We start from the raw sequence: 25713 nt of genomic DNA, 5'->3' as shown, positions 1-25713 counted from the left end.
GTCTGGAAACCGCCGTTTTCAGACGGCATTCCCGTTCCCCTACCCATCAAAACCATGACCGATACCGCCCAAATCATCACCAGCTACGGCCGCCGCTACATCGTGCGTACGCCAGACGGCAAAACCTACGAAGCCAGCACGCGCAAAAAGCGGGTCGATTTCGCCTGCGGCGACCGCGTGCATATCCAAAACATTAACGCCGAACAGGCCGTCATCGAAGACTACCTGCCGCGCGAAAGCCTGCTCTACCGCCAAGACGCTTGGAAAACCAAACTTATCGCCGCCAACGTTAGCCAGCTCCTTATCGTTACCGCCGCCGTTCCCTCGCCTAGCGAAGCCTTGTTGCAACGCGCCCTCCTGGCCGCCGAAGCCGCGGGCATCCAAGCCGTCATCATCCTGAACAAAGCCGACCTGCCTGAAACCGCCCTCTGGCGTGAAAAACTCAAATTCTACGAAACGCTCGGTTATCTCGTCATCGAAACCCGCGCGCTGGAAAACGCCGACATCCTGCGCCCCGTCCTGCAAGGGCATAGCAACATTCTGCTCGGACAAAGCGGCATGGGTAAATCCACCCTGACCAACGCCCTCTTGGGCAACCAAACCGCCCGCACTGGCGACATTTCCACCGCGCTCGATTCCGGCAAACACACCACTACCCACGCCCAGCTTTACGATTTAAACGAAGAAACCCAATTAATCGACTCCCCGGGTTTGCAAGAATTCGGCCTGCACCACCTCGAAGCCGCCGACCTGCTGCAATACTTCCCCGACCTGAGCCATCTCGTCGGGCAATGCCGCTTCCACAACTGCACCCACCGCGCCGAACCCGGCTGCGCCGTCAAAGCCGCCGCGCAAACCGGTAAAATTCGCACCGAACGGCTGACCTTCCTGCAACGTATTACCGACGATCTGCTCCAATAACCTCTTGCCGTTTGCAGGACAAAAACCATGCCGTCTGAAATCCTGCTGTTTCAGACGGCATCCGGTTTTCAGAAATGCTACAATTCCGTTTTTACAGAAACTCCCGACACCATGAAGAAAATTACCCCGAAATCGTTTGAAGAAGCACTGTCGCGCCTTGAATCACTGACCCAGTCCATGCAGGGGGAAATGCCTTTGGAGGATGCATTGGCGGCATATCAGGAAGGCAACGAACTGGTCAGATACTGCCAAACCAAGTTGGCCCAAGTCGAACAAAAGCTACAGGTTTTAGACACAGACGGGCTAAAGGAGTTAAACCTTGAATCCGACGAATGATTTGAAAACGTGGCAACAGAGGGCGCAGGCGCAAACAGAGCTGCTGCTTGAACGGTTTTTGCCGTCTGAGGGGGAAATACCGCACACACTGCACGAAGCCATGCGTTATGCGGCTTTGGACGGGGGCAAACGTCTGCGGCCGATGCTGGTTCTGGCAGCTTCGGAATTAGGCGAAGCCGTGCATGAAGCAGTAGAACAGGCAATGGCGGCAATCGAAATGATCCATGCCTATTCGTTGGTTCACGACGATATGCCGGCAATGGACAACGACAGCCTGCGCCGGGGCAAACCGACCTGCCATGTGAAGTATGGAGAAGCAACCGCCCTTCTGACCGGTGATGCTTTACAGACCCAAGCCTTCGATGTATTGGCGCGTCCGTCCGGCCTGCCTGCTTCGCGGCAGCTGGCGATGTTGTCGGTTTTGGCAAAAGCAGGCGGAAGCAGGGGCATGGCGGGCGGTCAGGCTATCGATTTGGCTAATGTCGGCAAGCAGATGGCCCAAACCGATTTGGAACAGATGCACAGCCTGAAAACAGGGGCGTTGATTCGTGCCGCGGTTTTATTGGGGGCGATGTCTTGCCCGAATCTGTCTGAAAACAGTCTGGCGGTATTGGATGATTATGCGGCAAAACTGGGGCTGGCGTTCCAAGTCATCGACGATGTGTTGGACTGCGAGGCAGACACGGTGACTTTGGGCAAGACGGCGGGCAAAGACGCAGACAACGACAAGCCGACTTATGTAAAACTGATGGGCTTGGACGGTGCGCGGGCATACGCGTACCAACTGACCGACGAAGCAGTCTCGCTGCTCGAACCCTTCGGCAATAAGGCATTACGGCTCAGACAGCTTGCCGAATTTACGATTGCGCGCAAATACTGAGCAGACTCGGATATGCCGTCTGAACAAGACTTCAGACGGCATTATTGTTACCCTATTCCCTGTTGCGCGTATGCCAGAAATACCGCCACACAAAACATGGAAACGCAAAAATCAGGTACAGGCAGACGACTGTGGCGTAAAACTCCCAACCCTGATCGTGTACCGATCCTGCACGGGATTCAAGAATATAAGCAAGAATGGCGGTCAGTGCGAAACCTGCCGCCAGCTCGATCAGGTGATGTCCGAAATGTTTGCGCTTGAGCGGAACAATACCGAACAGCCTGACCGTAAGAAACGGAGCATTGGCAAAAATTAAGGCAAGCAGCAAGAGTGTGTACATAGATGCGGTCATAATCTTCTTTCTCCGCTTTCAGACGGCATAGCCGTTTCCCATGCCGTCTGAAATACGGCGGCAACCTTAAATAAAACGGCAACCTCTGATACGGCTGCCGTGATGATACTGAATATTACAGCGTATTTTCCAGTGCCTTGGCGCACCAGTCGATAACGGTTTGCGGCATGATACCCCACAGGAGTAGCAGGAAGGCATTGACCGTCAAGACAAATTTGGCGGCATAGTTGCTGCCGACCAGCTGGTCATGGTCAGGCGCATCGAAGTAGATGACTTTGACCACGCGCAGGTAGTAGAACGCACCAATCAGCGACATGATGACGGCAAATACAGACAACCAAACATGGCCTTGTTTCAAGAGTGCCATAATCACGCCGAATTTGGCGTAAAAACCCATCAGCGGTGGAATACCCGCCATGGAGAACATAGACAGCAGCATCAGGAAGGCAAACCATGCATGGCGTTGGTTAAGACCCGCTAGGTCTTTAATGTTTTCACACTCAATGTCTTTGGTGGACAATACCATCAAAACACCGAAGCTGACTGCCGCCATCACAGCATAGGTAATGGCGTAATACAGGCCTGCCGTAAAGCCGACTGCGCCTGCCATAAACGCCAACAAGATAAAGCCCATGTGCGATACGGTGGAGTAGGCAAGCATACGTTTGATATTGGTTTGCATGATGGCGGCAAGGTTACCGACTACCAAAGATGCAACGGCAAGAATGGCCAACATCGGCGCCCAGTCTGAATGTATGGTACCCATACCGGTAACAAGGATACGGAACGCAAAGACAACGGCGGCAATTTTCGGAGCCGTACCCACAAAGGCGGTAACAGAGGTTGGCGCGCCATCGTACACATCGGGTACCCACATATGGAATGGAACCGCACCCAATTTAAATGCAATGGCGACCACAATAAACACCATACCCAATTTCAACAACCACTCATTGGCCTGCTCATTGAAAGCAGAAGCCAAAACGGAAGCAAAATCAAGGGAACCGGTGGCGCCGTAAACCATGGAAATACCATAGAGCAGCAAACCGGAGGCCAACGCGCCCAATACGAAGTATTTCAGCGCAGCCTCGGCAGAGCGGCCGGAATCGCGGCGCAGGGCAATCATGGCGTACAGCGACAAAGACAACAATTCCAAACCGATATACGCCGTCAGGAAATGTGCCGCGCTGACCATGACGCTCATGCCCAACAGGGCAAACAGCGACAGGGTGTAAAACTCGCCTTTAAAGATTTGGCGGTCTTGGTTGTACGGTTTACTGTAAATAAACAGACCAAACGTCAGCGCATACAGCACCAGTTTTGCCAAACGGGACATGCCGTCTGCAATATACATACCGTGAAAGGCATCGACACTGCCCTGTTCCCATACCGCCAATTGGGTAACGGCCACAATGATGACTGTTCCCAAACTCATCAGATGGGTCAGATAACGGTTTTTATCGCAAATCCACAAGTCTGCCAGCAATACGACACCCAATAGCGCAAGCAGCACGATTTCGGGCATGGCAGGCATTAAATTCAAATCAGACCAGTTCATTTACACACCTCAAATCTTGCTTTGTGCCACATGGGCAATCAAATCGTTTGCCGCTTGATGCACCACTTCGATAAACGCTTGCGGATACAGACCCATGCCCAAAACAGCAACCGCCAAAATCGCCAAAATCGCAAATTCGCGGCAATTGATGTCTTTCATTTCGGCAACGTGCGGATTGTGGATCGCACCAAAAATAACGCGTTTGTACATCCACAGGGTATAAGACGCACCGTAAATCAAGGTCATGGCGGCCAACGCGCCTACCCAGAAATTCACTTTAACCGCGCCCATAATCACCATAAACTCGCCCACGAAGCCGGAAGTCGCAGGCAGACCGGCATTGGCCATACCGAACAACATCATAAACGCCGCAAACTTGGGCATCACATTGACCACGCCGCCATAATCGGCAATATTGCGGGTATGCAGGCGGTCGTACATCACGCCGATACACATAAACATCGCGGCAGACACAAAACCGTGGGAAATCATTTGAATGATTGCACCTTTCAATGCCCAGTCGTCCAACTGCCCGTCAATAAACAAGAACATCCCAAGCGTTACAAAACCCATATGGCTGATGGACGAATACGCCACCAGTTTCTTCATATCGGTCTGCACCAGAGCCACCATACCGATGTAAATCACGGCAATCAGGCTCAATACGATGATTACGGGGGCAAAATAGCGTGCCGCGTCCGGCACAATCGGCAGGATGAAGCGCAAAAATCCGTATGCGCCCAGTTTCAGCGTAATTGCCGCCAACACCATTGAACCACCGGTCGGCGCTTCAACGTGGGCATCAGGCAGCCAAGTGTGTACGGGGAACATCGGCACTTTTACGGCAAATGACAGGAAGAATGCCGCAAACAAAAGCTGTTGCACGCCCAACGGAATCTGTTTGATGTTTTGGAAATCGACAATAGAGAAGCTACCTGTCTGATAGTACAGGTAAACCATGGCAACCAGCATCAAAAGCGAACCCATCAGCGTATAGAGGAAGAGCTTGACCGACGCATAGACGCGGCGCGGACCACCCCATACACCGATAATCAGGTACAGCGGAATCAGCATACCCTCGAAGAACACATAAAACAGAATCGCATCCTGCGCGGCAAACGCGCCGTTAATCAAACCCGACATCATCAGGAATGCCGCCATATACTGCGCCGGACGTTTCTGAATGACTTCCCAACCGGCCAATACCACCAACAGCGTAATAAACGCATTCAAGATGATAAAGAGCACTGAAATACCGTCCACGCCCAATGCGTAGTTGATTTTCAGAAGCGGAATCCACTCGTGGAACTCGGTAAACTGATAGCCACCGCTCAAACGGTCAAAACCGGTAAACAGGGGCAGCGTTACCAAGAAACCGGCAAGCGCACCCATGAATGCAAGCACACGCGCCAGCGGCGCACGGCTGTCCTTACCGGTCGCCAAAACCAGCACACCTGCGGCGATGGGTATCCATATTGCCAAGCTGAGTAGGTAGTTGGAAAACATAGTGGTTAACCTGTGGTTAAAATAAAAATGTGTTTATGTGAATATTTCTTCGTTTCAGACGGCCTGAAGGTTTAAGGCCGTCTGAAACCTTATTCTTATCGGAACAATCCCCAAAAGGTCATGCCGAGCAGTACCAATACGCCGAATACCATAGCGGCGGCGTAGGTGTAGATAAAGCCAGTTTGGGCTTTACGCACTTGCGCGGCAATCGCGCCAACCAGTTTGGCAGAGCCGTTGACGATGCCGTTATCGATAATGGCGGTATCGCCGACTTTCCAGAAGAAGGTACCCAATGCGCGCGTGCCTTTGGCGAAAACGTTGAAATACAGGGCATCGAGGTAGTATTTGTTTTCAAACAAAACGTAAACCGGACGGAACGCCTGCGCGATTTTGGCGGGCAGGTGCGGCAATTTGACGTACAAAAGCCACGCGGCGGCAACACCGGCAGCCGCCAAATACAAAACAGGCGATGTCAAGCTGTGCGACACCATCGCCAATGCGCCGTGGAACTCTTCTTTCATGATGTGCATGGTCGGATGCGCGTCGGCATTGACGAAAATCACGTCTTTGAAGAAATCGCCGTAAAGCATAGGCTCGATGGCAACGTAGCCGATGATGACGGACGGAATGGCAAGCAAAATCAAAGGCAGGGTAACAACCAGCGGGCTTTCGTGCGGATTGTCGTTTTTGCCCAAGCCGTGATGTTCTTCGCCATGATGATCGTCATGATGCTCAGGCAGGCTGCGCCATTTCTCTTCGCCGTGGAACACCATAAAGTATTGGCGGAACGCGTAAAACGCGGTAACAAACACACTGGCAAGGACGGCAAAATAAGCAAAGCCGCTGCCCGGCAGGGTGCTGTATTTCGCTGCTTCGATAATCGAATCTTTAGAATAGAAGCCGGAGAAGAACGGCGTACCGATCAGCGACAAGTTACCGATCAGCATAGTCAGCCAAGTAACCGGCATATATTTTTTCAGGTTGCCCATATGGCGCATATCTTGGTCGTGGTGCATACCGATAATCGCGCTGCCTGCCGCCAAGAACAGCAAGGCTTTAAAGAAGGCGTGGGTCATGACATGGAACATCGCCACGGAATAGGCGGACGCGCCCAAAGCCACGGTCATATAGCCCAGTTGCGACAGGGTGGAATACGCAACCACGCGCTTGATATCGTTTTGAATCACGCCCAAGAAACCCATAAACAGGGCGGTAATCGCGCCGATCACCATAATGACCGACAGCGCGGTGCTGCTCATTTCGTAAATCGGCGACATACGCGACACCATAAACAAACCCGCCGTAACCATGGTTGCGGCGTGAATCAATGCGGAAATCGGGGTCGGGCCTTCCATCGAATCAGGCAGCCAGACGTGCAGCGGGAATTGTGCCGATTTACCCATCGCACCGACAAACAGGAGCAAACAGGTTACAGTAATCAAAGACCATTCCACACCGGGGAACAATTGAATGGTGGCCGTCTGAACATTAGGCAGATAAGCGAATACATCTTGATAGCGCAGGCTGCCGCCGAAATAGGCAAGCACCAAGCCGATACCGAGCAAAAAGCCGAAGTCGCCGACACGGTTGATCAAAAAGGCTTTCAGGTTGGCAAATGTCGCGCTCGGACGTTTGAAATAGAAACCGATCAAGAGATACGATACCAAGCCCACCGCTTCCCAGCCGAAGAAGAGCTGGATGAAGTTGTTGCTCATAATCAGCATCAACATACTGAAAGTAAACAAAGAAATATAGCTGAAGAAGCGTTGGTAGCCGACTTTTTCATCGTGCATATAACCGATGGTGTAGATATGCACCATCAACGACACGCCCGTTACCACGACCATCATCATCGCCGTCATCGTATCGACCAAGAAGCCGACGGAAAAATCCAAACCGCCCATTGTCAGCCAGGTATAGACATTCTCGTCAAACTTGGCGCGGCTGCCGTCGATAAAGCCCCACAGCACATAAGCCGACAACACGGCGGACACCGCCACACCGAGTATCGTAACCGTATGCGCGCCGGCACGTCCGATTTTATTGCCGAACAAACCCGCAATCAGCGAGCCTGCCAAAGGTACAAGGGCAATGATGAGATATAAAGTCATGTCGTTCATTTGATTGAATCCGATTGATTTAAAAATCTATGTTTGTTTCGTACAAAATTACTTCGGAAAAACAAATCCAACACGCTCCAATCGTTTGCGTGCCACAGCTAATTGCTCTTCAGTAAATAAATCACACCACGGCTTTTGTAACACCAGATATTCCATACTGTATTTCAAGGCGTGGACTCCGCCACCACTCAGAATCAGCTCTGTAAAACCGGTCTGAGTCTTCTTTTCCCCCGTACTCAATAATTTATCCGCCGCCTCTTTACCACCAAATTCATTTACAATTTGTAAAAATCGTGTCGCCTTGTAAGGTTGCGGCAAATTCAAAGCCTCCTGATAAATATTTAACATGGCTTTATGAAATTCTTGTTCTAACTGATTTTTATCCATCATTCTTCTTCCAATATTTCAGACCGGATTATTCTTACCCAGAATTTCTTTTCTCATCCGCTCCCGTCTGATCACCTACCGAATCAGGTCGTCTGAAACAGTCTGAAATCGCTTTTCAGACGACCCTCAGCCTTTTTCATACCCTTCGTAATAATACGACTGCTCGATACCTTTAAAGATGATTTCACGGTTGTCCACATCGTCAGTCAGGTTGTCCTTTAACAGAAAGCGCAGTTCTAAATCGTTGACGGGGCTGCGTTCCATCGCCTGCAAATACAGGGTTTTACTTACATTTTGCCAGTTCACGACTTTTTTCAGGTTTTTTTTCAGCACCAAATCCAGCCAGATGCGGGTACTTCTGCCATTACCCTCCAAAAACGGATGGGCAATGTTCATTTCAACATATTTGGCGATGATTTCTTCAAAAGTCCGCTCGGGCATCTGCTCGATTTTAACCAAAGCCTCTTTTAAATACATGGCGTTGGCAAAACGAAAACCGCCTTTGGAAATGTTGTCTTCCCTGATTTGACCCGCAAAATCATATAAGCCGCCGAACAGGTAACGGTGAATCTGTTGCAGGCCCGCGGTGGTACCGACTTCGATACGGTCGATGTCGCCGCTTTCAAACAGGCGGCGGGCATTATGCAGGCTTTGTTCGTCTATGGATTTCATCGTTTTTCCTATCGGGTTTTCAGACGGCATCGGCGCCTTGTCGGGCCTCGACCAAACCTACCTTTATTACCCTTTCAACTCGTCCAAATCGGCAACATTAATCGTTTGTCGGTTGCGGTACACCAGCACCATAATCGCCAAACCGATGGCAGATTCGGCAGCGGCAACGGTCAATACGAAGAATACGAAAATTTGTCCGGCGGTATCGCCCAGATGCTGCGAGAAGGCGATAAAGTTGAAGTTCACCGCCAAGAGCATCAGCTCGATGGACATCAGCAATACCAGCACGTTTTTGCGGTTCATGAAGATACCCATTGCGCTGATACCGAACAGGAGCGCACCCAATACCAGATAATGCGTCAAGGTAATCATGCTTTGCCCTCCCCTTCCGGCTTGAGGCCGTCTGAAACTTCGCTTTCTTCGGCAGATTCGACTTGCGGTTTGACCGCTTCCATTTTCACCAGACGCATACGGCCCTGGTCGGCACGTACTTTAACTTGGTCGGCAGGATCCATGCGTTTCGGATTGGTGGTTTTACGGTGAACCAGCGCAATCGCCGCCACCATACCCAACAGCAGCAATACCGCCGCCAATTCAAACGGCAACAGGTAGTCGGTATAAATACGGCTGCCCAAATCGCGGATATTGTTGTAATCGGCCGGAATGTCTTTCATCAGACCAAATGCGGCCAGGTCGGTTTTCGGGTTGACCAAAATCAGAATCAGGGCAACCGCCAACAATGTGCCGACCACACCGGCAACCGGCGCGTGCCGCCAGAAACCGGCACGCATTTCTTCAATGTCAATATTCAACATCATCACGACGAACAGGAACAACACCATCACGGCGCCGACGTAAACCACCACCAGCGTCACGCCCAAAAACTCAGCCTGCATCAGCATCCAAAGCATCGCGCTCACGCAGAAGGTCAGCACCAGATGCAAAGCGGCATGCACGGGGTTTTTGGCGGTGACGGTACGAACCGCACCGTACAAAACGATGGCGGCAAGGATATAGAACAGAATCGCGGAAAAAGTCATTCGTCTGCTCCTTAACGATACGGCGCGTCAGCGGCTTTGCGTTTGGCGATTTCGGGTTCGTATTTGTCGCCAATGGCCAAAAGAATCGGCTTGGTCATGTGCAAGTCGCCTTTTTTCTCGCCGTGGTATTCAAAAATATGGGTTTCCACAATCGCATCGGTCGGGCAGGCCTCTTCGCAGAAACCGCAGAAGATGCACTTGGTCAGGTCGATGTCGTAACGCTTAGTGCGGCGGGTGCCGTCTTCGCGTTCTTCCGATTCGATGTTAATCGCCATTGCCGGACAAACTGCCTCGCACAATTTACACGCGATGCAGCGTTCCTCGCCGTTCGGATACCGCCGCTGCGCGTGCAGACCGCGGAAACGCACGGATTGCGGCGTTTTTTCTTCAGGGAAGTAAATCGTGTCTTTGCGGGCGAAGAAGTTTTTGAGCGTTACGCCCATGCCTTTCACCAATTCGCCCAGCAGGAAAGTTTTTACTAAGTTAGCCATATTCTGTTCCCTCACAACAGGGATTTCGTTAGGTATTCAAAATCACTCTGTTCAGACGGCCTCAAGATGCCGTCTGAAACTTATTTCCACAAATTCAGCGGCGAAATCATCCACACGCCCAAAATCACGATGTAGGCGAAGCCGATCGGAATCAGCACTTTCCAGCCCAAACGCATGATTTGGTCGTAACGGTAGCGCGGGAAGGTTGCGCGTATCCACAGATACCAGTACAGCACAGCCGCCATTTTCACGAACATCCAGAATGCGGAAGGCGTACCGATAAAGCCCCAGCTTTGCGGGAACGGAGACAACCAGCCGCCGAGGAACATCAGCGATGTCAGCGCGGCAATCAGTATCATGAAAATGTATTCGGCAAGGAAGAACAGCGCGAATGCGAAGCCGGAATATTCAACGTGGTGACCGGCAACGATTTCAGACTCACCCTCTGCCACGTCAAACGGCGCGCGGTTGGTTTCGGCAACGGCGGAAATCAGATAGACGATAAAGATGGGGAAGAGCGGCAGCCAGTTCCAAGAGAACACGGAGCCGCCCGCGATGCCTTTTGCCTGCGCGGCAACGATGTCGGAGAAGTTCATGCTGCCCGATACCATCACGACGCACACCAGCGCGGCACTCATGGCGATTTCGTAGGAAATGCTTTGTGCGGAAGCACGCATTGCGCCCAAGAACGAATATTTGGAGTTGGAAGCCCAGCCCGCGATGATCACGCCGTAAACCGACAGCGAGGTAATCATCAGGATGTACAAAAGGCCGATATTGATATTGGTCAGCACCCATTCTTCGTTGAACGGAATCACTGCCCATGCTGCAAAAGACGGTGCAAGCGACATAATCGGGCCGATATAGAACAGGGCTTTGTTTGACAGCTTCGGACGGGTAACTTCTTTAAACAAGAGTTTGAACACGTCAGCAAACGGCTGAATCAGGCCCCACGGGCCGGTTACGTTCGGGCCGACGCGAAGCTGCATAAAGCCGATGACTTTACGTTCGAAATATGTCAGGTAGGCAACGGTCAGAATCAGCGGAATCAGGATAATCACGATTTTGACGATGACGGATACCACCAAACCTACGGTGATACCCAAATCGCCCAGACCGAGCGTTGCGGCAAAGAGGTTTTGGAACCATTCTTGCATGATTAAGCTCCCGCCAGTTCAATAGTGTCCATCAACGCACCCAGCGCGGCATTTTCGGTATGCAGCGGCAGATGCACCACGTTTTCAGGCAAACCGGCATCGGCTTTGACCACCACGGACACGCCTGCCCCGTTTTGTTTGGCGACGGCGGTTTGCCCGTCTTGCAGGCCTAAGCGCGCCAAAGTGTTCGGATTCACGCGCGCGGCAGGCACGGCGGCATGGCCGGTTTCTTGCAGCGGCGCGGAACGGCGCACGATGGCATCGGTGTGATAGATGCCCACTCCGCCCACGCGCACGAGGCGGCTTGATGCCGTCTGAAAATCTTTTTGAGTCGAAGACACGCGGTTGTCCAGTTTGGACGGCAGGCTTTCCGCGTCCAGCGCGTCTTTCAGAATCGCGGCGGTATCGTGGTATTCAAAACCTTGCAGGTCAAACAGGTTGCCCAATACGCGCAACACTTTCCACAGCGGACGCGAGTCGCCGAAGCCTTGTACCACGCCGTGAAAGGATTGCAGACGGCCTTCCATATTGATGAAGCTGCCCGATGTTTCGGTAAACGGCGCAATCGGCAGCAATACGTCGCACACATCCAGCAGCGTTTTGCTGACAAACGGTGTAAACGCCATCACGCTTTTCGCCTGTTTCAACGCGGCCACGGCTTTTGCACCGTCAACCGTATCGATTTCAGGCTCGACGTTGAGCAACAAGACCGCCTGTTTCGGCGCGTTTGCCATTTCGGCAACGCTCTCGCCCGAGTTCACGCCCAAGACATCCGCACCGACGCTGTTGGCAGCCTGCGGCAGAATGCCCAGCACCGCGCCGGTCGCGTCTGCCAGCTCTTGCGCGGCGGCATAAATCGCGGCGTAATCAGGATGGTTTTGCACTTCCGCACCCAAAATCACCGCTGCTTTTTCAGCATTTTTCAGGCTGGCGGTAACGGCGTGTTCCGCATTGGCAGACAGGTTTTTCAGACGACCTGCCCACTCGTCGGGATGTGCGGCTTCTTGAGAGAGAAGCGGCATCAACAACTCTTCCTTGCTGCCGGCCAATACGCTCAATGCCATACGGTCTTTGGCGGCGCGGCGCAGGCGGGCGGTCAGGAGCGGCTGTTCTTTGCGCAAATTCGCGCCGACTACCAATACGGCATCGTTGTCAGCCAAAGATTCAATACTTTGTCCCAACCATTGCGCACCTTTAAGGCCGTCTGAAAGACGTTTGTCTTGTTGGCGCAAACGGGTTGCAAAGTTTTTAACGCCCAAGCCGTCGGCGAGTTTTTTCGCCAGATACAGCTCTTCAACCGTATTCATCGGGTTCGCCCAAATGCCGACTTGGTTTTGGTTGCCGTCTTTGGCGATACATTCAAGCGCGCTGCGGACATATTCCAACGCGGTTTTCCAATCCACGTCCATCCACTCGCCGCCCTGTTTGATTTTCGGGTTTTTCAGACGGCTTTCGTGATACAGGCCTTCGTAGGCGAAACGGTCGCGGTCGGACAGCCAGCATTCGTTGATGGCTTCGTTTTCCAACGGCAGCACGCGGCGGACGGTATGGTCTTTGGTTTGCACAATCAAATTGCTGCCCAAAGCGTCGTGGGCGGAAACGGATTTGCGGCGGTTCAGCTCCCAAGTACGCGCGTTGAAACGGAACGGTTTGCTGGTCAATGCGCCGACAGGACACAAATCGATGACGTTGCCCGACAATTCGGTTTCCACTGCTTTACCGATAAAAGGCATGATCTCGGAGTGTTCGCCGCGATTCGCCATCGCAATTTCCTGCAGACCGGCGATTTCTTCGGTGAATCGCACGCAGCGGGTGCAGTGGATGCAGCGGCTCATTTCCTCGGCGGAAACCAAAGGCCCCATATCTTTGCCGACGACGGAACGTTTTTCTTCAGTATAACGGCTGGCGGTTTTGCCGTAGCCCATCGCCAAATCCTGCAACTGGCATTCGCCGCCCTGGTCGCAGGTCGGACAATCAAGCGGATGGTTGATGAGCAGGAACTCCATCACGCCTTCTTGCGCCTCTCGGGCTTTTGCCGAATGCGTACGCACAATCATGCCGTCTGTAACCGGCGTGGCACAGGCTGGCAGAGGTTTGGGGGCTTTTTCCACGTCCACCAGACACATACGGCAGTTGGCGGCGATGGAAAGTTTTTTGTGGTAACAGAAATGCGGGATATAAGTACCGAGCTTGTGCGCGGCTTCAATCACCGTCGCGCCCTGCTCCACAGATACCTGTTTGCCGTCGATTTCGATTTGTAACATGGTTCGTTCCTAGTTACGGGTATTTGATAAATCATTCTTTTGGATGCCGTCTGAAAACTTAGCACCACTTATTCGGCTTCATCGGCCCGCCGTGTTCGATGTAATGCACAAACTCATCACGGAAATGCTTGGTAAAGCTGCGAACAGGGAAAACGGCGGCATCGGCAAGGGCGCAGATGGTGCGGCCTGCCATTTGGTTGCCGACGGAATCCAGCAAATCCAAATCTTCCATTTTGCCTTTGCCTTCTACGATGCGGTGGACGATGCGGTAGAGCCAGCCCGTACCTTCTCGACAAGGCGTACATTGACCGCAGGATTCGTCGTAGTAGAAGTAGCTTAAGCGTTCGAGGGCTTTCACCATGCATACGTCTTCGTCCATCACGATAATCGCGCCGGAACCGAGCATGGAGCCGGCTTTGGAAATCGAGTCATAGTCCATATTGGTCTGCATCATGATATCGGCAGGCAAAACTGGCGCGGACGAACCGCCGGGAATAACGGCTTTGAGTTTTTTACCGCCACGCATACCGCCCGCCATTTTCAAGACTTCGGCAAACGGCGTACCCAATGGCACTTCATAGTTGCCCGGACGCTCGACATGGCCAGAAATACAGAATAATTTGGTACCGCCTGCATTCGGAATACCTTTATCGGCAAATGCCTGTCCGCCGTCACGGATAATGAATGGAACGGAGGAGAACGTTTCAGTATTGTTGATGGTAGTCGGTTTGCCGTACAGACCGAACGAAGCAGGGAATGGCGGCTTAAAGCGCGGCTGGCCTTTTTTGCCTTCCAACGATTCGAGCAATGCGGTTTCTTCGCCGCAAATATATGCGCCGTAGCCGTGGTGGGCGAAGAGTTCAAATTCAAAATCCGAACCCAAAATATTTTTACCCAAAAAGCCTGCGGCACGCGCCTGCTCCAAAGCGGCTTCAAAACGTTGGTAGCCTTCAAAAATTTCGCCGTGGATATAGTTGTAGCCGGCTTTCGCACCCATCGCGTAACCGGCAATAATCATGCCTTCAATCAGGGCATGAGGATTGAACATGATGATGTCGCGGTCTTTAAATGTACCGGGCTCGCCTTCGTCGGTGTTACAAACCACATATTTTTCGCCCGGGAAGGAACGGGGCATAAAGCTCCATTTCAAACCGGTCGGGAATCCCGCACCGCCACGCCCGCGCAAGCCGGAGGTTTTGACTTCGTCAATCACATCGGTTTGCGAGATGTTTTCGGACAGGATTTTACGCAGGGCGGTATAACCGCCACGTTTGACGTATTCGTCCAATGTCCAGCAATCGGGATTGGCGGTATCCACTTGGTCAAAAATCACGCCTGATTGGTAAATAGCCATTTTTGGTGTGCCTGTTTGTTTTCGTATCGGTTGCGGCTGCCTGCCGTCTCAATGTTCCTGATGCCGTCTGAAACGGTTTGTCTGTTTTCAGACGGCATTTTCCTGTCTTCGTTTAATCTGAACCAAACCTGCGTTTGTTCTTCCCGTCATCAATCAAAATTACCATCCGCCGCATTTGTCTTCACACGGAATGCCGTCGCCATCGCCGTCCATCTTGGTATCGGAACAGTTCCTCACAAACCATTTGGCTTCTTCGCACGAAGTCATTTGTGAGCAATATTGCCTGCCGTCGCAACGGTATGGGCTGCTGTCGGGCTGCTGCCGTTTTATTTCGGGCAATACTTGCGTTTTAACCGGCGTATTTTCCTGTTTCGGAGTCAGCTTCTCTGACGCATATTGATACGCCTTATAGCCGATTACCGAAACAAGCAGCAAACCGACCAACAAAAACAGCACAACCCGAACAATCGAAGTGGGAGATTCCTTGTCTTTTCGATGTTTCTTGCGGTATCCGGGAGAAACTGCACGCTCCCGATTCAGATAGCGTATCTGTTTTGCAGAAAATCTTCCCTTGCCGTCTGAAACCACTTCAAAACCGACCGCCTCGTTAATCTCAGGACGCGGGTTCCTTGGGGAAAAGTCGGAAATATGGCAGAAAATTTCTTTGTTACCGCCATCTATCCGTATAAAACCATAACCTTTTTCGTCATCCCACTTGACAATTACCCCCCTCATCAACCACTCCTTTTTATTGTTACTTTTTAAAATCACAATTTAGAATTTTGGAATAACCGTTGCAATTTGATTACAAACCCGGCTGCATCCGGATAATCTATTCTAATTCTGCTAATTTCTTCTCAATCGCCTCTTCAGTCATAAAGCTGCACATGCTGTGGTTGTTGACCAGCATAACGGGGGCATCGCCGCACGCGCCCATGCATTCGCCTTCGACAAGGGTAAATTTGCCGTCGGGCGTGGTTTCGCCGTAGCCGATACCGAGTTTTTTCTTCAGATATTCGCCGGTATCCATGCCGCCGCGCAGGGCGCAGGGCAGGTTGGTGCAGACGGTCAGTTTGTATTTGCCGACAGGCTCGAGGTCGTACATATTGTAGAAAGTAGCGACTTCGTAGGCTTGCGCAGGCGAGATGCCGATATAGTCTGCGACAAAAGCGATGGTCTCGGGAGCGAGCCAGCCTTTTTCAGTCTGGGCAATACGCAATGCGCCCATAATGGCGGAACGGCGTTGGTCGGCAGGATATTTTGCCAACTCGATATCAATTTGTTTTAAGGATTCTGCGGATAACATTATCGGTCAACCTCCCCGAATACGATGTCCTGCGTACCGATGATGGCAACGACATCGGCGAGCATGTGGCCTTTTGCCATTTCGTCCATGCCTTGCAGGTGGGCGAAGCCGGGTGCGCGGATTTTCAGGCGGTAGGGTTTGTTTGCGCCGTCTGAAATGATGTAAACGCCGAACTCGCCTTTCGGGTGTTCGACAGCGGTGTAGGTCTCGCCCTCAGGAACGTGCATACCCTCGGTAAAGAGTTTGAAATGGTGAATCAGGTCTTCCATACCTGTTTTCATTTCGGTACGTTTGGGCGGAGCAAATTTGTGGTTTGTGGTAATGACCGGGCCCGGATTGACGCGCAGCCAGTCAACGCATTGTTTGATGATGCGCACGGATTGACGCATTTCTTCCATACGGCAGAGGTAACGGTCGTAGCAGTCGCCATTCACACCGACAGGGATGTCGAAATCCATTTGGTCGTACACTTCATACGGTTGTTTCTTACGTACGTCCCATTCTACGCCCGAACCGCGCAACATAACGCCGGTAAAGCCTTTTTGCATGGCGCGTTCGGGGGAGACGACGCCGATGCCGACGGTACGCTGTTTCCAAATACGGTTGTCGGTCAGGAGGGTTTCGAGTGTGTCGATGTTTTTGGGGAAGCGTTCGCAAAAGGCGTCGATGAAGTCGAGCATGGTGCCTTCGCGGGATTCGTTGAGCTGCTTCAATACTTTGGCGTTGCGGAATTTGCTGCTCTCGTATTTGGGCATGAAGTCGGGCAGATCGCGGTAAACGCCGCCGGGGCGGAAGTAGGCGGCGTGCATACGCGCGCCGGAAACGGCTTCGTACAAGTCCATCAGCTCTTCGCGGTCGCGGAAGGCGTAAAGGATGGCGGTCATCGCGCCAATATCGAAGGCGTGCGAACCGATGCCCATCAAGTGATTGAGGATGCGCGTTACTTCGGCAAACATGACGCGGATGTATTGGGCGCGGATAGGCACATCGATACCGGCAAGTTTTTCTACTGCCAAACAATACGCCTGCTCATTGACCATCATGGAAACGTAGTCCAAGCGGTCCATATAGGGCAGGGCTTGCAGATAGGTTTTGGTTTCAGCCAGTTTTTCAGTACCTCGGTGCAGAAGGCCGATATGCGGGTCGGCACGGACGATGGTTTCGCCCTCCAACTCCAAAATCATACGCAATACGCCGTGCGCCGCAGGGTGTTGCGGGCCGAAGTTGATGGTGTAGTTTCTTAATTTATTGGCCACCGTAGTTCTCCTCACGGACGATACGCGGCGTGATTTCGCGCGGCTCAATGGTAACAGGTTGGTAAATCACGCGTTTTTGTTCTTCGTCGTAACGCATTTCCACATAGCCGGAAATCGGGAAGTCTTTGCGGAACGGATGTCCGACAAAGCCGTAATCGGTCAGGATGCGGCGCAAGTCCGGGTGATTGTTGAACATGATGCCGTACATATCGAAGGCTTCGCGCTCGTACCAATCCGCGCTGTTGTAAATATCGACTACGGATTCGACCACAGGGAAATCGTCGTCTGAAACCCAGACGCGCACGCGGATGCGTTGATTGTTTTTAACGGAAAGCAGCTGGCTGACGACGGCAAAGCGTTTGCCCTGCCATACTTCGTTTTTGTAAGTGCTGTAATCGACACCGCACAAATCGACCAGAAGCTCGAAATGCAGCTCTTCATGGTCGCGCAATGCGGTCATGACTGAAATATAGTGTTCGGGCAGACACTCGACGGTAATCTCTCCCAAAGCTGAAATGACTTTGCCTGCCCGATCGCCTAAAACGCGGCTGACGGTTTCGTATAAGTTTTGAATGCTTGCCATATCGTCCTCCCCTTACTCGTCACGCGCGATGGTGGAAGTGCGCTTGATTTTTTGTTGGAGCTGAATCAGACCGTAAATCAGGGCTTCCGCAGTCGGCGGACAACCCGGCACATAAACGTCTACCGGCACGACACGGTCGGCACCGCGCACAACGGAATAAGAATAGTGATAATAGCCGCCGCCGTTGGCACACGAGCCCATAGACAATACCCAGCGCGGCTCGGCGAGCTGGTCGTATACGCGGCGCAGGGCAGGCGCCATTTTATTGGTCAGCGTACCTGCCACAATCATCAGGTCGGCCTGACGGGGGGACGGACGGAAAATGATACCGAAACGGTCAAGGTCGTAACGCGCCATACCCGCGTGCATCATTTCCACGGCGCAGCAGGCCAAGCCGAAAGTAACCGGCCACAACGAACCGGTACGCATATAGTTCAGCACCGTATCCGCGCTGGTGGTGATGAAACCTTTTTTCAAAACGCCTTCTATTCCCATTCCAGCGCACCTTTTTTCCATTCGTAAATAAAGCCTACCGTCAGAACGACGATAAACACCAGCATAGACCAGAAGCCGTACGCGCCCAAATCTTTGAACACAACCGCCCACGGCAACATGAACGCAACCTCCAAATCAAACAGGATAAAGAGGATGGCGACGAGGTAATAGCGCACGTCGAACTTCATCCTTGCGTTTTCAAAGGCTTCGAAACCGCATTCGTAAGGCGCGTCTTTTTCGGCGTAGTGGCGTTTCGGGCCTAAAATCGTGCCGAGCAGGATAAACAGCACGCCGGCCGCGAGGCCGACGAGGATAAAGACAAAGACGGGAAAGTAAGCGGACAACATGGTTACACCCAAATCCGTTAACAAAATTTCTACAATAATTTCGTATTTTAGCGAATTTCAAAAACCATTAAAAGGTAAATATCGGCAAAACGCCCAAAAAAACCCAATAAATACAATCATGTTATGATAACGATTCTTATTTGATTTCAAGAACGCCGGACCGTCTGTTTCGCGCCAATCCTATAAAAACAAAACGTTTCTATCTTTATTGCTGCCTTCGTACAGACCGGCACGGTACAAACCGCGCGACAAGCGTTCTGTTTTCATATTACCGTTTCACAAATATCACCCTACCATGCAAAAAAATGCCGTCTGAAAACCTTTCAGACGGCATCGGTATAGTGGTTTAAATTTAAACCACTATATCCGGCGGAAAGCGTTATTGGAGGGATTGCAGGGCTTCCGAAACGCTTGCTTTGAGTTCTGCGCCGAAGCGTCTGCCCAAGATTCTGCCGAAATCGTCCTTCGGAGTGTAATCCACCACATCGGGGGCTTTGACCACGTCTCGCGCCACGCTGTAAATATTGCCGAGTCCGTCCACTAGCCCGACTTTCTGCGCGTCCGCGCCTGTGTACACCCGACCGCTGAACACGTCGGGATATTGTCGGAATTTAAGGCGGCCGCCGCGTCCGGTTTTGACGGCTTTGATGAACTCGCCGTGTATGCCGGTCAGCATTTCTTCCCAGATTTTCGACTGTTCGGGCGTTTCGGGAGAAAACGGATCGCCCATGCCTTTGTTGCTGCCCGCAATTTTAACCCTGCGTTTTACGCCGATTTTTTCCATCAGGCCGGTCGCGTCGAAACTGCTGCCGATAACGCCGATGCTGCCGACGATGCTGGACGGGTCGGCATAGATTTTGTCCGCCGCCGCCGCGATGTAGTAGCAGCCGGACGCGCACATATCCTCCGCCACGAGATAAACGGGGATGCCGGGGTGCTGCGCCTTCAGACGGCGTATTTCTTCAAAAGCGGTGTTGGACACGACGGGCGAACCGCCGGGGCTGTTGGCGCGGATGACGATGGCTTTTGCCTGCGGGTTTTTGTAGGCGGCCTCCATACCGTCTTTGAGTTTTTTGACCTGGTCTTCTACACCGTTGCCGATTTCGCCGTACAGGTTGACGACTGCGGTATGCGGCGTATTGCCCGTCAACTGCAATGCGGCTTCGTCTTTTTGGAAAATGCCTGCAATCAGGGCAACCAGAATCAGGGTGCTGACGGCGCGCCAGATGTTTTTCCACATCCGCTCCCTTCGCCTGTCCCGATAGGCGGACAGCAGCACTTCGCGCATGATGTCGCGCTCCCATAAGGTTTCCCCCGCATTTTTTGCTTCGGGTGCTTCGTTTTCTCTTCTGATTCGGTATTGCATGGTTTTCCTTAAATATCGTCCGATTTGGGCAAACGGTTTTCAGTTTACCCGATTTTTCAGCTCTGCTCCCAATCCGTCCAAGCTGTGCAACACTTCCGCCCACGCCGCGTCCAAAAGGTTGACGGCTTCTCCTTCGGCTTTGATGCCGAACTCAATGTGCGGTTTGACCTGCGTGCCGTCTGAATGCGTCCAACCGACGCTGGGCAGGCTGTACGAACGCACACCGGGATAAGTTTGCTCGATATGCTCCATAAGCGGCGTAATGCGCGATTCGGGCTGCTCGAACACATACACGCTGCGGCTGCCGCGTTCGGTTTGGTTGAAGCGGTCGGCGTAATAAGTATTCAAAACCCATTCGGCCATCGGGTGCGCCATCACGGGGAAACCGGGGAAGAAATAATGCTCGCGGATGGAAAATCCGGCGATGTTGTTGAACGGGTTGGGGATAATTTCCGCGCCTGCGGGAAAGTCCGCCATTTTCAGGCGTTGGGCGTGTTCCGGCGAATCAAGCGGCTCGCCGCGTTTCAGGGTTACGCCTTCGATAAACTTGGCGGCTTCAGGATGGCGGACGAGGGGCAAATCCAAAGCAGCCGCTGCGGCTTGGCGCGTGTGGTCGTCGGGCGTGGCGCCGATGCCGCCGGTAACAAACGTCGGTATGCCGTCTGAAAAGCTGCGGCGCAGTTGCCTGACCAGCAAATCGGGTTCGTCGGGCAGGTATTGCACCTGATTGAGCTTCAGCCCTTTGGATTCGAGCAGGGATTTGAAAAAGGCGAAATGCTTGTCTTGGCGGCTGCCGTGCAGGATTTCGTCGCCGATGATGATGAGGTTGAATAAATGCTGTCGGTCTTTCATAATCTTTCCTTCTGCCTAAAGGCTATTCATGATTTCCCATGATTACTGTTCCAATATTGCTTATTAGGTGCAACGGATAGGAGAGACTCATGTTTGCAATCGGCATTGTGGCGTTTTTCATGTTCATTATCAGCCTTTTTGTGTGTGCGTTTGTGCTGATTGTTCAGTATTTGATTATTCGCCGTAAAATTCATCAAGACAAACGTGCAGTCAATTTTCGCGCCAAATATGCTACGCTTTCCACATTTTTTATACAATGGGTTGTTCTGAGCGCATTCAGCTCCTTACCTGCAAACCGTATGATTTTTTCACTGGCAGTCTTTACGGATATTTTACTTGGTTTTTTGTGGTTGTTTTTTGTTGCAACCAATGCAGATGAAATGTGGCGTTTGACTGGGCAAAAAGGCTACTTGTTGTGGCCTTTGGCAGCTGCTTCGGTTTGGGCAGCATGCTTCATTGTATTCAGCTACGGATAGCGTCTCAATAATTGCGGACAAATGCCATCTGAAAACCTGAATGCTTTTTCAGACGGCATCAAACTAGATTATCTCATCTATTTATAAGATAATAAGTTCAAATCATGTGCAGAGCGGTTTGCCTCGTTCTGCTTTTATTTTTAGTCCGAAGGATTCCACATGAGTCAAAACAATACTATCCTGCAACACCTCCCCATCGGTCAAAAAGTCGGCATCGCCTTCTCCGGCGGCCTCGATACCTCCGCCGCGCTGTTGTGGATGAAACTCAAAGGCGCGCTGCCTTATGCCTACACTGCCAACCTCGGCCAGCCCGACGAAGACGACTACAATGCCATTCCCAAAAAAGCAATGGAATATGGTGCGGAAAACGCCCGCTTAATCGACTGCCGCGCGCAGTTGGCACACGAAGGCATCGCCGCCATCCAATGTGGCGCGTTCCACGTTTCCACCGGCGGCATCGCCTACTTCAACACCACGCCTTTGGGCCGCGCCGTAACCGGCACCATGCTCGTTTCCGCCATGAAAGAAGACGATGTGAATATTTGGGGCGACGGCAGCACCTACAAAGGCAACGACATCGAGCGTTTCTACCGCTACGGTTTGCTCACCAATCCCGCGCTGAAAATCTACAAACCCTGGCTCGATCAGCAATTTATCGACGAACTCGGCGGCCGCCACGAAATGAGCGAATTTCTGATTGCCAACGGCTTCAACTACAAAATGTCGGTTGAAAAAGCCTATTCCACCGATTCCAATATGCTCGGCGCGACCCACGAAGCCAAAGACTTGGAATTTTTGAACTCGGGCATCAAAATCGTCAAACCCATTATGGGCGTTGCCTTTTGGGACGAAAACGTCGAAATCGAACCCGAAGAAGTCATCGTGCGCTTTGAAGAAGGCGTGCCCGTTGCATTGAACGGCAAAGAATACGCCGACCCCGTCGAACTCTTCCTCGAAGCCAACCGCATCGGCGGCCGCCACGGCTTGGGCATGAGCGACCAAATCGAAAACCGCATCATCGAAGCCAAATCGCGCGGCATCTACGAAGCCCCGGGCATGGCGTTGTTCCACATCGCCTACGAACGCTTGGTAACCGGCATCCACAACGAAGACACTATCGAACAATACCGCATCAACGGCCTGCGCCTCGGCCGCCTGCTCTACCAAGGCCGCTGGTTCGACAGCCAAGCCTTGATGTTGCGCGAAACCGCCCAACGCTGGGTCGCCAAAGCCGTTACCGGCGAAGTTACCCTCGAATTGCGGCGCGGTAACGACTACTCGATTCTGAATACCGAATCGCCCAATCTGACCTACCAACCGGAACGCCTGAGCATGGAAAAAGTCGAAGGTGCGGCGTTTACCCCGCTCGACCGCATCGGACAGCTCACGATGCGCAACCTCGACATTACCGACACCCGTGCCAAACTGGGTATTTACTCGCAAAGCGGTTTGCTCTCGCTGGGCGAAGGCTCGGTATTGCCGCAGTTGGGCAATAAGCAATAAGTTTCGCCGCATTCATCGCTGCAATTTAAGGGATTGTCTGAAAAGGCAATCCCTTAGTTAAAGGAATCCTATGAAAGAATACAAAGTCGTCATTTATCAGGAAAGCCTGTTGTCCAGCCTGTTTTTCGGCGCGGCAAAGGTCAACCCCGTCAATTTCAGCGCGTTCCTCAACAAACAAACCCCCGAAGGCTGACGGGTCGTAACGATGGAAAAAGATTTGCGCCGTATGCTGCTGTTTTTCAAACGCGAAGCCTACGTCGTCATTTTGGAGCGGGACCGTGTTTAAGCTCGGCGTTTATGCCTGTCTCGGACTGTTTGCCGGCTGGGTGCTGCTGCTGATTGTGCAACTCTGGTTTTCTTTTCTCGAAGCGGAATTGTTCTTCAAAATCACACTGACTATGGCGGGGCTGTTTGTCATCATCCTCGCCGCCCTGCTGGTATGCGGCCAGTATTTTTCCGAAAAGAAAATGAAAGACGACGGGTTTATCAACTGATGCGGATTTGAACCGGACCCGCGCCCCAAACATCACAATGCCGTCTGAACGCCACTGTTTCAGACGGCATACCGTTTCCGTAAGCCCTTTCAGCACATAAGGCACACCCCGTTGTACCGCCCCGATTCAGAAAGGCGATGCCTTTCCCCAAACCGGCCCGAACCCTGCCGCCCCGAAGAGCGGGGGTTCAAGGCATTATCGCCCTGCTGCTGCCGGTTGGAACCGGCGGAGTGTTGAAACACAGCCGTTGAAAAAACAGGCCGTCTGAACATTCAGACGGCCTGTGCTTTATTTTCATATTTCAACAGATCGGAAAAGGCGAGCGGAAATACCCGGCATTCCGGCTGCTGCCGACGGTTTCCCCGGCAGGCTGCGGAATGCCGCCGATACACGCGGCAATTCCAGTGCCGGATTTTGGGATGCCGCCTTTTTCGGGGGCTTGTTTGATGATTTGAACGCGTCGTCCCGCCGTAATGAATACCTGCGCTTCAGACGGCATCAGCATCAATCCTGCTCTTTTTTGCCGGCAAACACGCCGAATCCGCCCTTTTCCGCATCTGTCGGGCGATAGCTGTATTTTCCCGCCACTTCCTCGCCGGCCGGGCCGTAAAACCTTCCGGAAACATCCCCGCCGCCATTTTCCGTCCAAGTCCCCTTAAAGCCGTTTCCATCGATGACGGCTTTGAATTTTTGCGTACCCATATGCAAATCATCGCCGCTGTCGATAATGCCGTCCACAGATTTGCTGCCGAAATCGACTTTTGCGGCAAACCTGCCCCTAGACGGGTACGGACGGCCGTTTTCCATATGGAAATGCAGCACTTCGCCGTTGTACACGGCCGCGCCCGCAAGCATTTCGCCTTTTGCCGGTTCGCCTTGCACACGGAGGGCATACGATCCTCCGGGCAATTTTTCCGCCCCGTAAGTCAGATACCGGTAATTCCCTTCGGGCGCGAAGATATTGCCGGAATGCCCCGTCAGGCTGACCGCTTCCCCATCGACAATCAGCGTATCGGCCTGATTGACGGGAATCAGCGGCATCTCGGCAGGAAGCGACCTCCTCGACCGTGCAGAACGGGTAGGGGGTTTGTCCGTATAGAAGATGATATATTTGTTAGTTCCTTCCATTTTGACTGTTGTAGCAACCAAACCGACAAATTTATCTTTTCCATCTTTCTTGTATTTCTCCATTCGTTCAGATTCACTTAATTTTTCAAATTCTGATTTTGACGGTGCTTCTTCATCCAATAAATTATCACCATTACAAGAATCGCCTTTACAGTGGGTCAACGTTATATTTTGTGACGGTCCGTCAATCACAACAGAATTGCCCACGTTCGTCCTTCCAAAATCGCCACCGCCATTCGTGGCGTTAGGATTGGTTGAAGAGGCAGGATTTTGAGAGCCGCCGACTTGATTGTTTTCAGCTTGATCTGCCGTATTGCCGACATTTTCCCCTACCGACGGATCGTCCTCCTGCATTCCGTCCGCCGCATTTGCCATATCCGGTTTGTTTTCCGGTTGCACCGATTCCCCGTTATCCGGTGCTTGGTTTCCCATATCCCCGGCGGGCATATTCGGTGCTGTGGTGTGATTCGGTGTCAAACTATCTGTATCGGCGGCATTCTGCGGCATATCATTTTGCGCCCCCGCGTCTTCATTTTTGGGGTTGTCCGTTGTTGCCGCACCGCCATTGCCTGTATTTTCTGCCGAAACTGCCGCCATATCTTGGCTGCCTTCTCCGGCGGTTGCGTCCTGAGTATCGGCTTGCGGCGCACCGCTCGCTGCCTCCTCATCTTTCTTTTCTTTCGGCAGCACCTCTTCCCCGGCATCTTCAGCAACAACGGGGGCGGCCGGTTTTGACGGCGTGTCCGCCGACTTGACATCGGGCGATCCGCCACCGCCGCCCCCACAGGCTGAAAGGGCAAAAATACAAGCCATTGCAATCACACTGCGTTTAAACATCATCATCTCCTTCATAGGGCGACGCTTTATGT

General features: G+C 52.3%; 29 protein-coding genes and 1 pseudogene. 7 read left to right on the top strand and 23 right to left on the bottom strand.

Features of this window, described 5'->3' with window-relative positions; translation table 11 throughout:
• The first annotated feature begins 54 nt into the window (after window positions 1-54).
• Genes rsgA through Q9I99_RS06265 form a run of 3 tightly spaced genes read left to right on the top strand, consistent with a single transcriptional unit; the run spans window position 55 to window position 2137 of the window.
• Entirely contained in the window at window positions 55-921 is an 867-nt protein-coding gene (gene rsgA / locus Q9I99_RS06275) for a ribosome small subunit-dependent GTPase A (RefSeq protein WP_373325192.1), read from the top strand.
• 27 nt (window positions 922-948) lie between these two features.
• Window positions 949-1257, top strand: coding sequence for an exodeoxyribonuclease VII small subunit (locus tag Q9I99_RS06270; protein ID WP_003676973.1), 309 nt, complete (start codon window positions 949-951; stop codon window positions 1255-1257).
• Complete coding sequence (locus tag Q9I99_RS06265; RefSeq protein ID WP_301667222.1) at window positions 1241-2137, top strand: polyprenyl synthetase family protein; 897 nt, start codon at window positions 1241-1243, stop codon at window positions 2135-2137. The genes Q9I99_RS06270 and Q9I99_RS06265 overlap by 17 nt, the downstream gene beginning before the upstream one ends.
• A gap of 52 nt (window positions 2138-2189) precedes the next feature.
• Here the strand turns inward: Q9I99_RS06265 and Q9I99_RS06260 are convergent, their stop codons facing one another.
• The 21 genes from Q9I99_RS06260 to Q9I99_RS06160 form a co-directional block, all read right to left on the bottom strand.
• Window positions 2190-2489: a DUF2818 family protein gene (locus tag Q9I99_RS06260; RefSeq protein WP_003676976.1), complete on the bottom strand. Its 300-nt coding sequence runs from the start codon at window positions 2487-2489 to the stop codon at window positions 2190-2192.
• 115 nt (window positions 2490-2604) lie between these two features.
• Entirely contained in the window at window positions 2605-4047 is a 1443-nt protein-coding gene (nuoN, locus tag Q9I99_RS06255) for an NADH-quinone oxidoreductase subunit NuoN (protein WP_301667223.1), read from the bottom strand.
• A gap of 9 nt (window positions 4048-4056) precedes the next feature.
• On the bottom strand, window positions 4057-5553 hold the full coding sequence (locus Q9I99_RS06250; protein WP_301667224.1) for an NADH-quinone oxidoreductase subunit M: 1497 nt from the start codon (window positions 5551-5553) through the stop codon (window positions 4057-4059).
• A gap of 95 nt (window positions 5554-5648) precedes the next feature.
• Window positions 5649-7673: an NADH-quinone oxidoreductase subunit L gene (gene nuoL / locus Q9I99_RS06245; protein ID WP_301667225.1), complete on the bottom strand. Its 2025-nt coding sequence runs from the start codon at window positions 7671-7673 to the stop codon at window positions 5649-5651.
• Between the two features lie 48 nt (window positions 7674-7721).
• Complete coding sequence (locus Q9I99_RS06240; protein WP_002215633.1) at window positions 7722-8063, bottom strand: hypothetical protein; 342 nt, start codon at window positions 8061-8063, stop codon at window positions 7722-7724.
• A 123-nt stretch (window positions 8064-8186) separates the two neighbouring features.
• Window positions 8187-8762, bottom strand: coding sequence for a protein adenylyltransferase Fic (gene fic, locus Q9I99_RS06235; RefSeq protein WP_002215631.1), 576 nt, complete (start codon window positions 8760-8762; stop codon window positions 8187-8189).
• Window positions 8763-8798: 36 nt separating this feature from the next.
• The gene (gene nuoK, locus Q9I99_RS06230; protein WP_002215628.1) at window positions 8799-9104 is read right to left on the bottom strand and encodes an NADH-quinone oxidoreductase subunit NuoK; all 306 of its coding nucleotides are present in this window, start codon (window positions 9102-9104) and stop codon (window positions 8799-8801) included.
• The gene (locus Q9I99_RS06225) at window positions 9101-9772 is read right to left on the bottom strand and encodes an NADH-quinone oxidoreductase subunit J (RefSeq protein WP_003750564.1); all 672 of its coding nucleotides are present in this window, start codon (window positions 9770-9772) and stop codon (window positions 9101-9103) included. The genes nuoK and Q9I99_RS06225 overlap by 4 nt, the downstream gene beginning before the upstream one ends.
• Before the next feature lie 11 nt (window positions 9773-9783).
• Window positions 9784-10263, bottom strand: a complete 480-nt coding sequence (gene nuoI, locus Q9I99_RS06220; protein WP_003747878.1) for an NADH-quinone oxidoreductase subunit NuoI — start codon at window positions 10261-10263, stop codon at window positions 9784-9786.
• A gap of 80 nt (window positions 10264-10343) precedes the next feature.
• Window positions 10344-11420 (bottom strand): NADH-quinone oxidoreductase subunit NuoH, encoded by a 1077-nt coding sequence (nuoH, locus tag Q9I99_RS06215; protein WP_002216340.1) that lies wholly within the window; start codon window positions 11418-11420, stop codon window positions 10344-10346.
• Between the two features lie 2 nt (window positions 11421-11422).
• Window positions 11423-13684, bottom strand: coding sequence for an NADH-quinone oxidoreductase subunit NuoG (nuoG, locus tag Q9I99_RS06210; protein ID WP_301667230.1), 2262 nt, complete (start codon window positions 13682-13684; stop codon window positions 11423-11425).
• A gap of 58 nt (window positions 13685-13742) precedes the next feature.
• Window positions 13743-15038 (bottom strand): NADH-quinone oxidoreductase subunit NuoF, encoded by a 1296-nt coding sequence (nuoF, locus tag Q9I99_RS06205; RefSeq protein WP_014573730.1) that lies wholly within the window; start codon window positions 15036-15038, stop codon window positions 13743-13745.
• A complete protein-coding gene (locus Q9I99_RS06200) occupies window positions 15014-15136 on the bottom strand; it encodes a hypothetical protein (protein ID WP_003708125.1) in 123 nt (40 codons plus the stop codon). The genes nuoF and Q9I99_RS06200 overlap by 25 nt, the downstream gene beginning before the upstream one ends.
• A 61-nt stretch (window positions 15137-15197) precedes the next feature.
• Window positions 15198-15773: an excalibur calcium-binding domain-containing protein gene (locus Q9I99_RS06195; RefSeq protein WP_301667231.1), complete on the bottom strand. Its 576-nt coding sequence runs from the start codon at window positions 15771-15773 to the stop codon at window positions 15198-15200.
• Between the two features lie 97 nt (window positions 15774-15870).
• Window positions 15871-16344, bottom strand: coding sequence for an NADH-quinone oxidoreductase subunit NuoE (gene nuoE / locus Q9I99_RS06190; protein WP_003750572.1), 474 nt, complete (start codon window positions 16342-16344; stop codon window positions 15871-15873).
• Entirely contained in the window at window positions 16344-17600 is a 1257-nt protein-coding gene (gene nuoD, locus Q9I99_RS06185; protein WP_070497252.1) for an NADH dehydrogenase (quinone) subunit D, read from the bottom strand. Before nuoD ends, nuoE begins: the two co-directional genes overlap by 1 nt.
• Window positions 17590-18183, bottom strand: a complete 594-nt coding sequence (locus Q9I99_RS06180; protein WP_301667232.1) for an NADH-quinone oxidoreductase subunit C — start codon at window positions 18181-18183, stop codon at window positions 17590-17592. The genes nuoD and Q9I99_RS06180 overlap by 11 nt, the downstream gene beginning before the upstream one ends.
• 12 nt (window positions 18184-18195) lie before the next feature.
• The gene (locus Q9I99_RS06175; protein WP_002215610.1) at window positions 18196-18678 is read right to left on the bottom strand and encodes a NuoB/complex I 20 kDa subunit family protein; all 483 of its coding nucleotides are present in this window, start codon (window positions 18676-18678) and stop codon (window positions 18196-18198) included.
• Window positions 18669-19025, bottom strand: coding sequence for an NADH-quinone oxidoreductase subunit A (locus Q9I99_RS06170; protein WP_002215607.1), 357 nt, complete (start codon window positions 19023-19025; stop codon window positions 18669-18671). Before Q9I99_RS06170 ends, Q9I99_RS06175 begins: the two co-directional genes overlap by 10 nt.
• A 379-nt stretch (window positions 19026-19404) precedes the next feature.
• The gene (locus tag Q9I99_RS06165) at window positions 19405-20391 is read right to left on the bottom strand and encodes a S49 family peptidase (protein ID WP_301667233.1); all 987 of its coding nucleotides are present in this window, start codon (window positions 20389-20391) and stop codon (window positions 19405-19407) included.
• A 39-nt stretch (window positions 20392-20430) separates the two neighbouring features.
• Entirely contained in the window at window positions 20431-21243 is an 813-nt protein-coding gene (locus Q9I99_RS06160; protein ID WP_301667234.1) for a competence/damage-inducible protein A, read from the bottom strand.
• A gap of 89 nt (window positions 21244-21332) precedes the next feature.
• Between Q9I99_RS06160 and Q9I99_RS06155 the strand changes: the two genes are divergently transcribed.
• The 4 genes and pseudogenes from Q9I99_RS06155 to Q9I99_RS06140 all read left to right on the top strand — a co-directional run bounded on the left by Q9I99_RS06155 (window position 21333) and on the right by Q9I99_RS06140 (window position 23716).
• A complete protein-coding gene (locus Q9I99_RS06155) occupies window positions 21333-21719 on the top strand; it encodes a hypothetical protein (protein WP_301667235.1) in 387 nt (128 codons plus the stop codon).
• 159 nt (window positions 21720-21878) lie between these two features.
• Window positions 21879-23222, top strand: coding sequence for an argininosuccinate synthase (argG, locus tag Q9I99_RS06150; RefSeq protein ID WP_301667236.1), 1344 nt, complete (start codon window positions 21879-21881; stop codon window positions 23220-23222).
• A 70-nt stretch (window positions 23223-23292) separates the two neighbouring features.
• Window positions 23293-23508: pseudogene (locus tag Q9I99_RS06145) on the top strand (DUF4177 domain-containing protein).
• Window positions 23501-23716 (top strand): hypothetical protein, encoded by a 216-nt coding sequence (locus Q9I99_RS06140; RefSeq protein ID WP_002233267.1) that lies wholly within the window; start codon window positions 23501-23503, stop codon window positions 23714-23716. Before Q9I99_RS06145 ends, Q9I99_RS06140 begins: the two are co-directional and overlap by 8 nt.
• A gap of 301 nt (window positions 23717-24017) precedes the next feature.
• Here Q9I99_RS06140 and Q9I99_RS06135 read toward each other — a convergent pair whose 3' ends face one another.
• Window positions 24018-24215, bottom strand: a complete 198-nt coding sequence (locus Q9I99_RS06135; RefSeq protein WP_301667237.1) for a hypothetical protein — start codon at window positions 24213-24215, stop codon at window positions 24018-24020.
• 5 nt (window positions 24216-24220) lie between these two features.
• Window positions 24221-25681 (bottom strand): transferrin-binding protein-like solute binding protein, encoded by a 1461-nt coding sequence (locus tag Q9I99_RS06130; RefSeq protein WP_301667247.1) that lies wholly within the window; start codon window positions 25679-25681, stop codon window positions 24221-24223.
• Window positions 25682-25713: the final 32 nt, after the last annotated feature.

Origin of the sequence: Neisseria basseii (assembly GCF_962707005.1) — a bacterium.
Taxonomy (GTDB): domain Bacteria; phylum Pseudomonadota; class Gammaproteobacteria; order Burkholderiales; family Neisseriaceae; genus Neisseria; species Neisseria bergeri.
The sequence above is the reverse complement of the archived record's forward strand: the minus strand, read 5'-3'. Positions and strand labels throughout refer to the sequence as shown.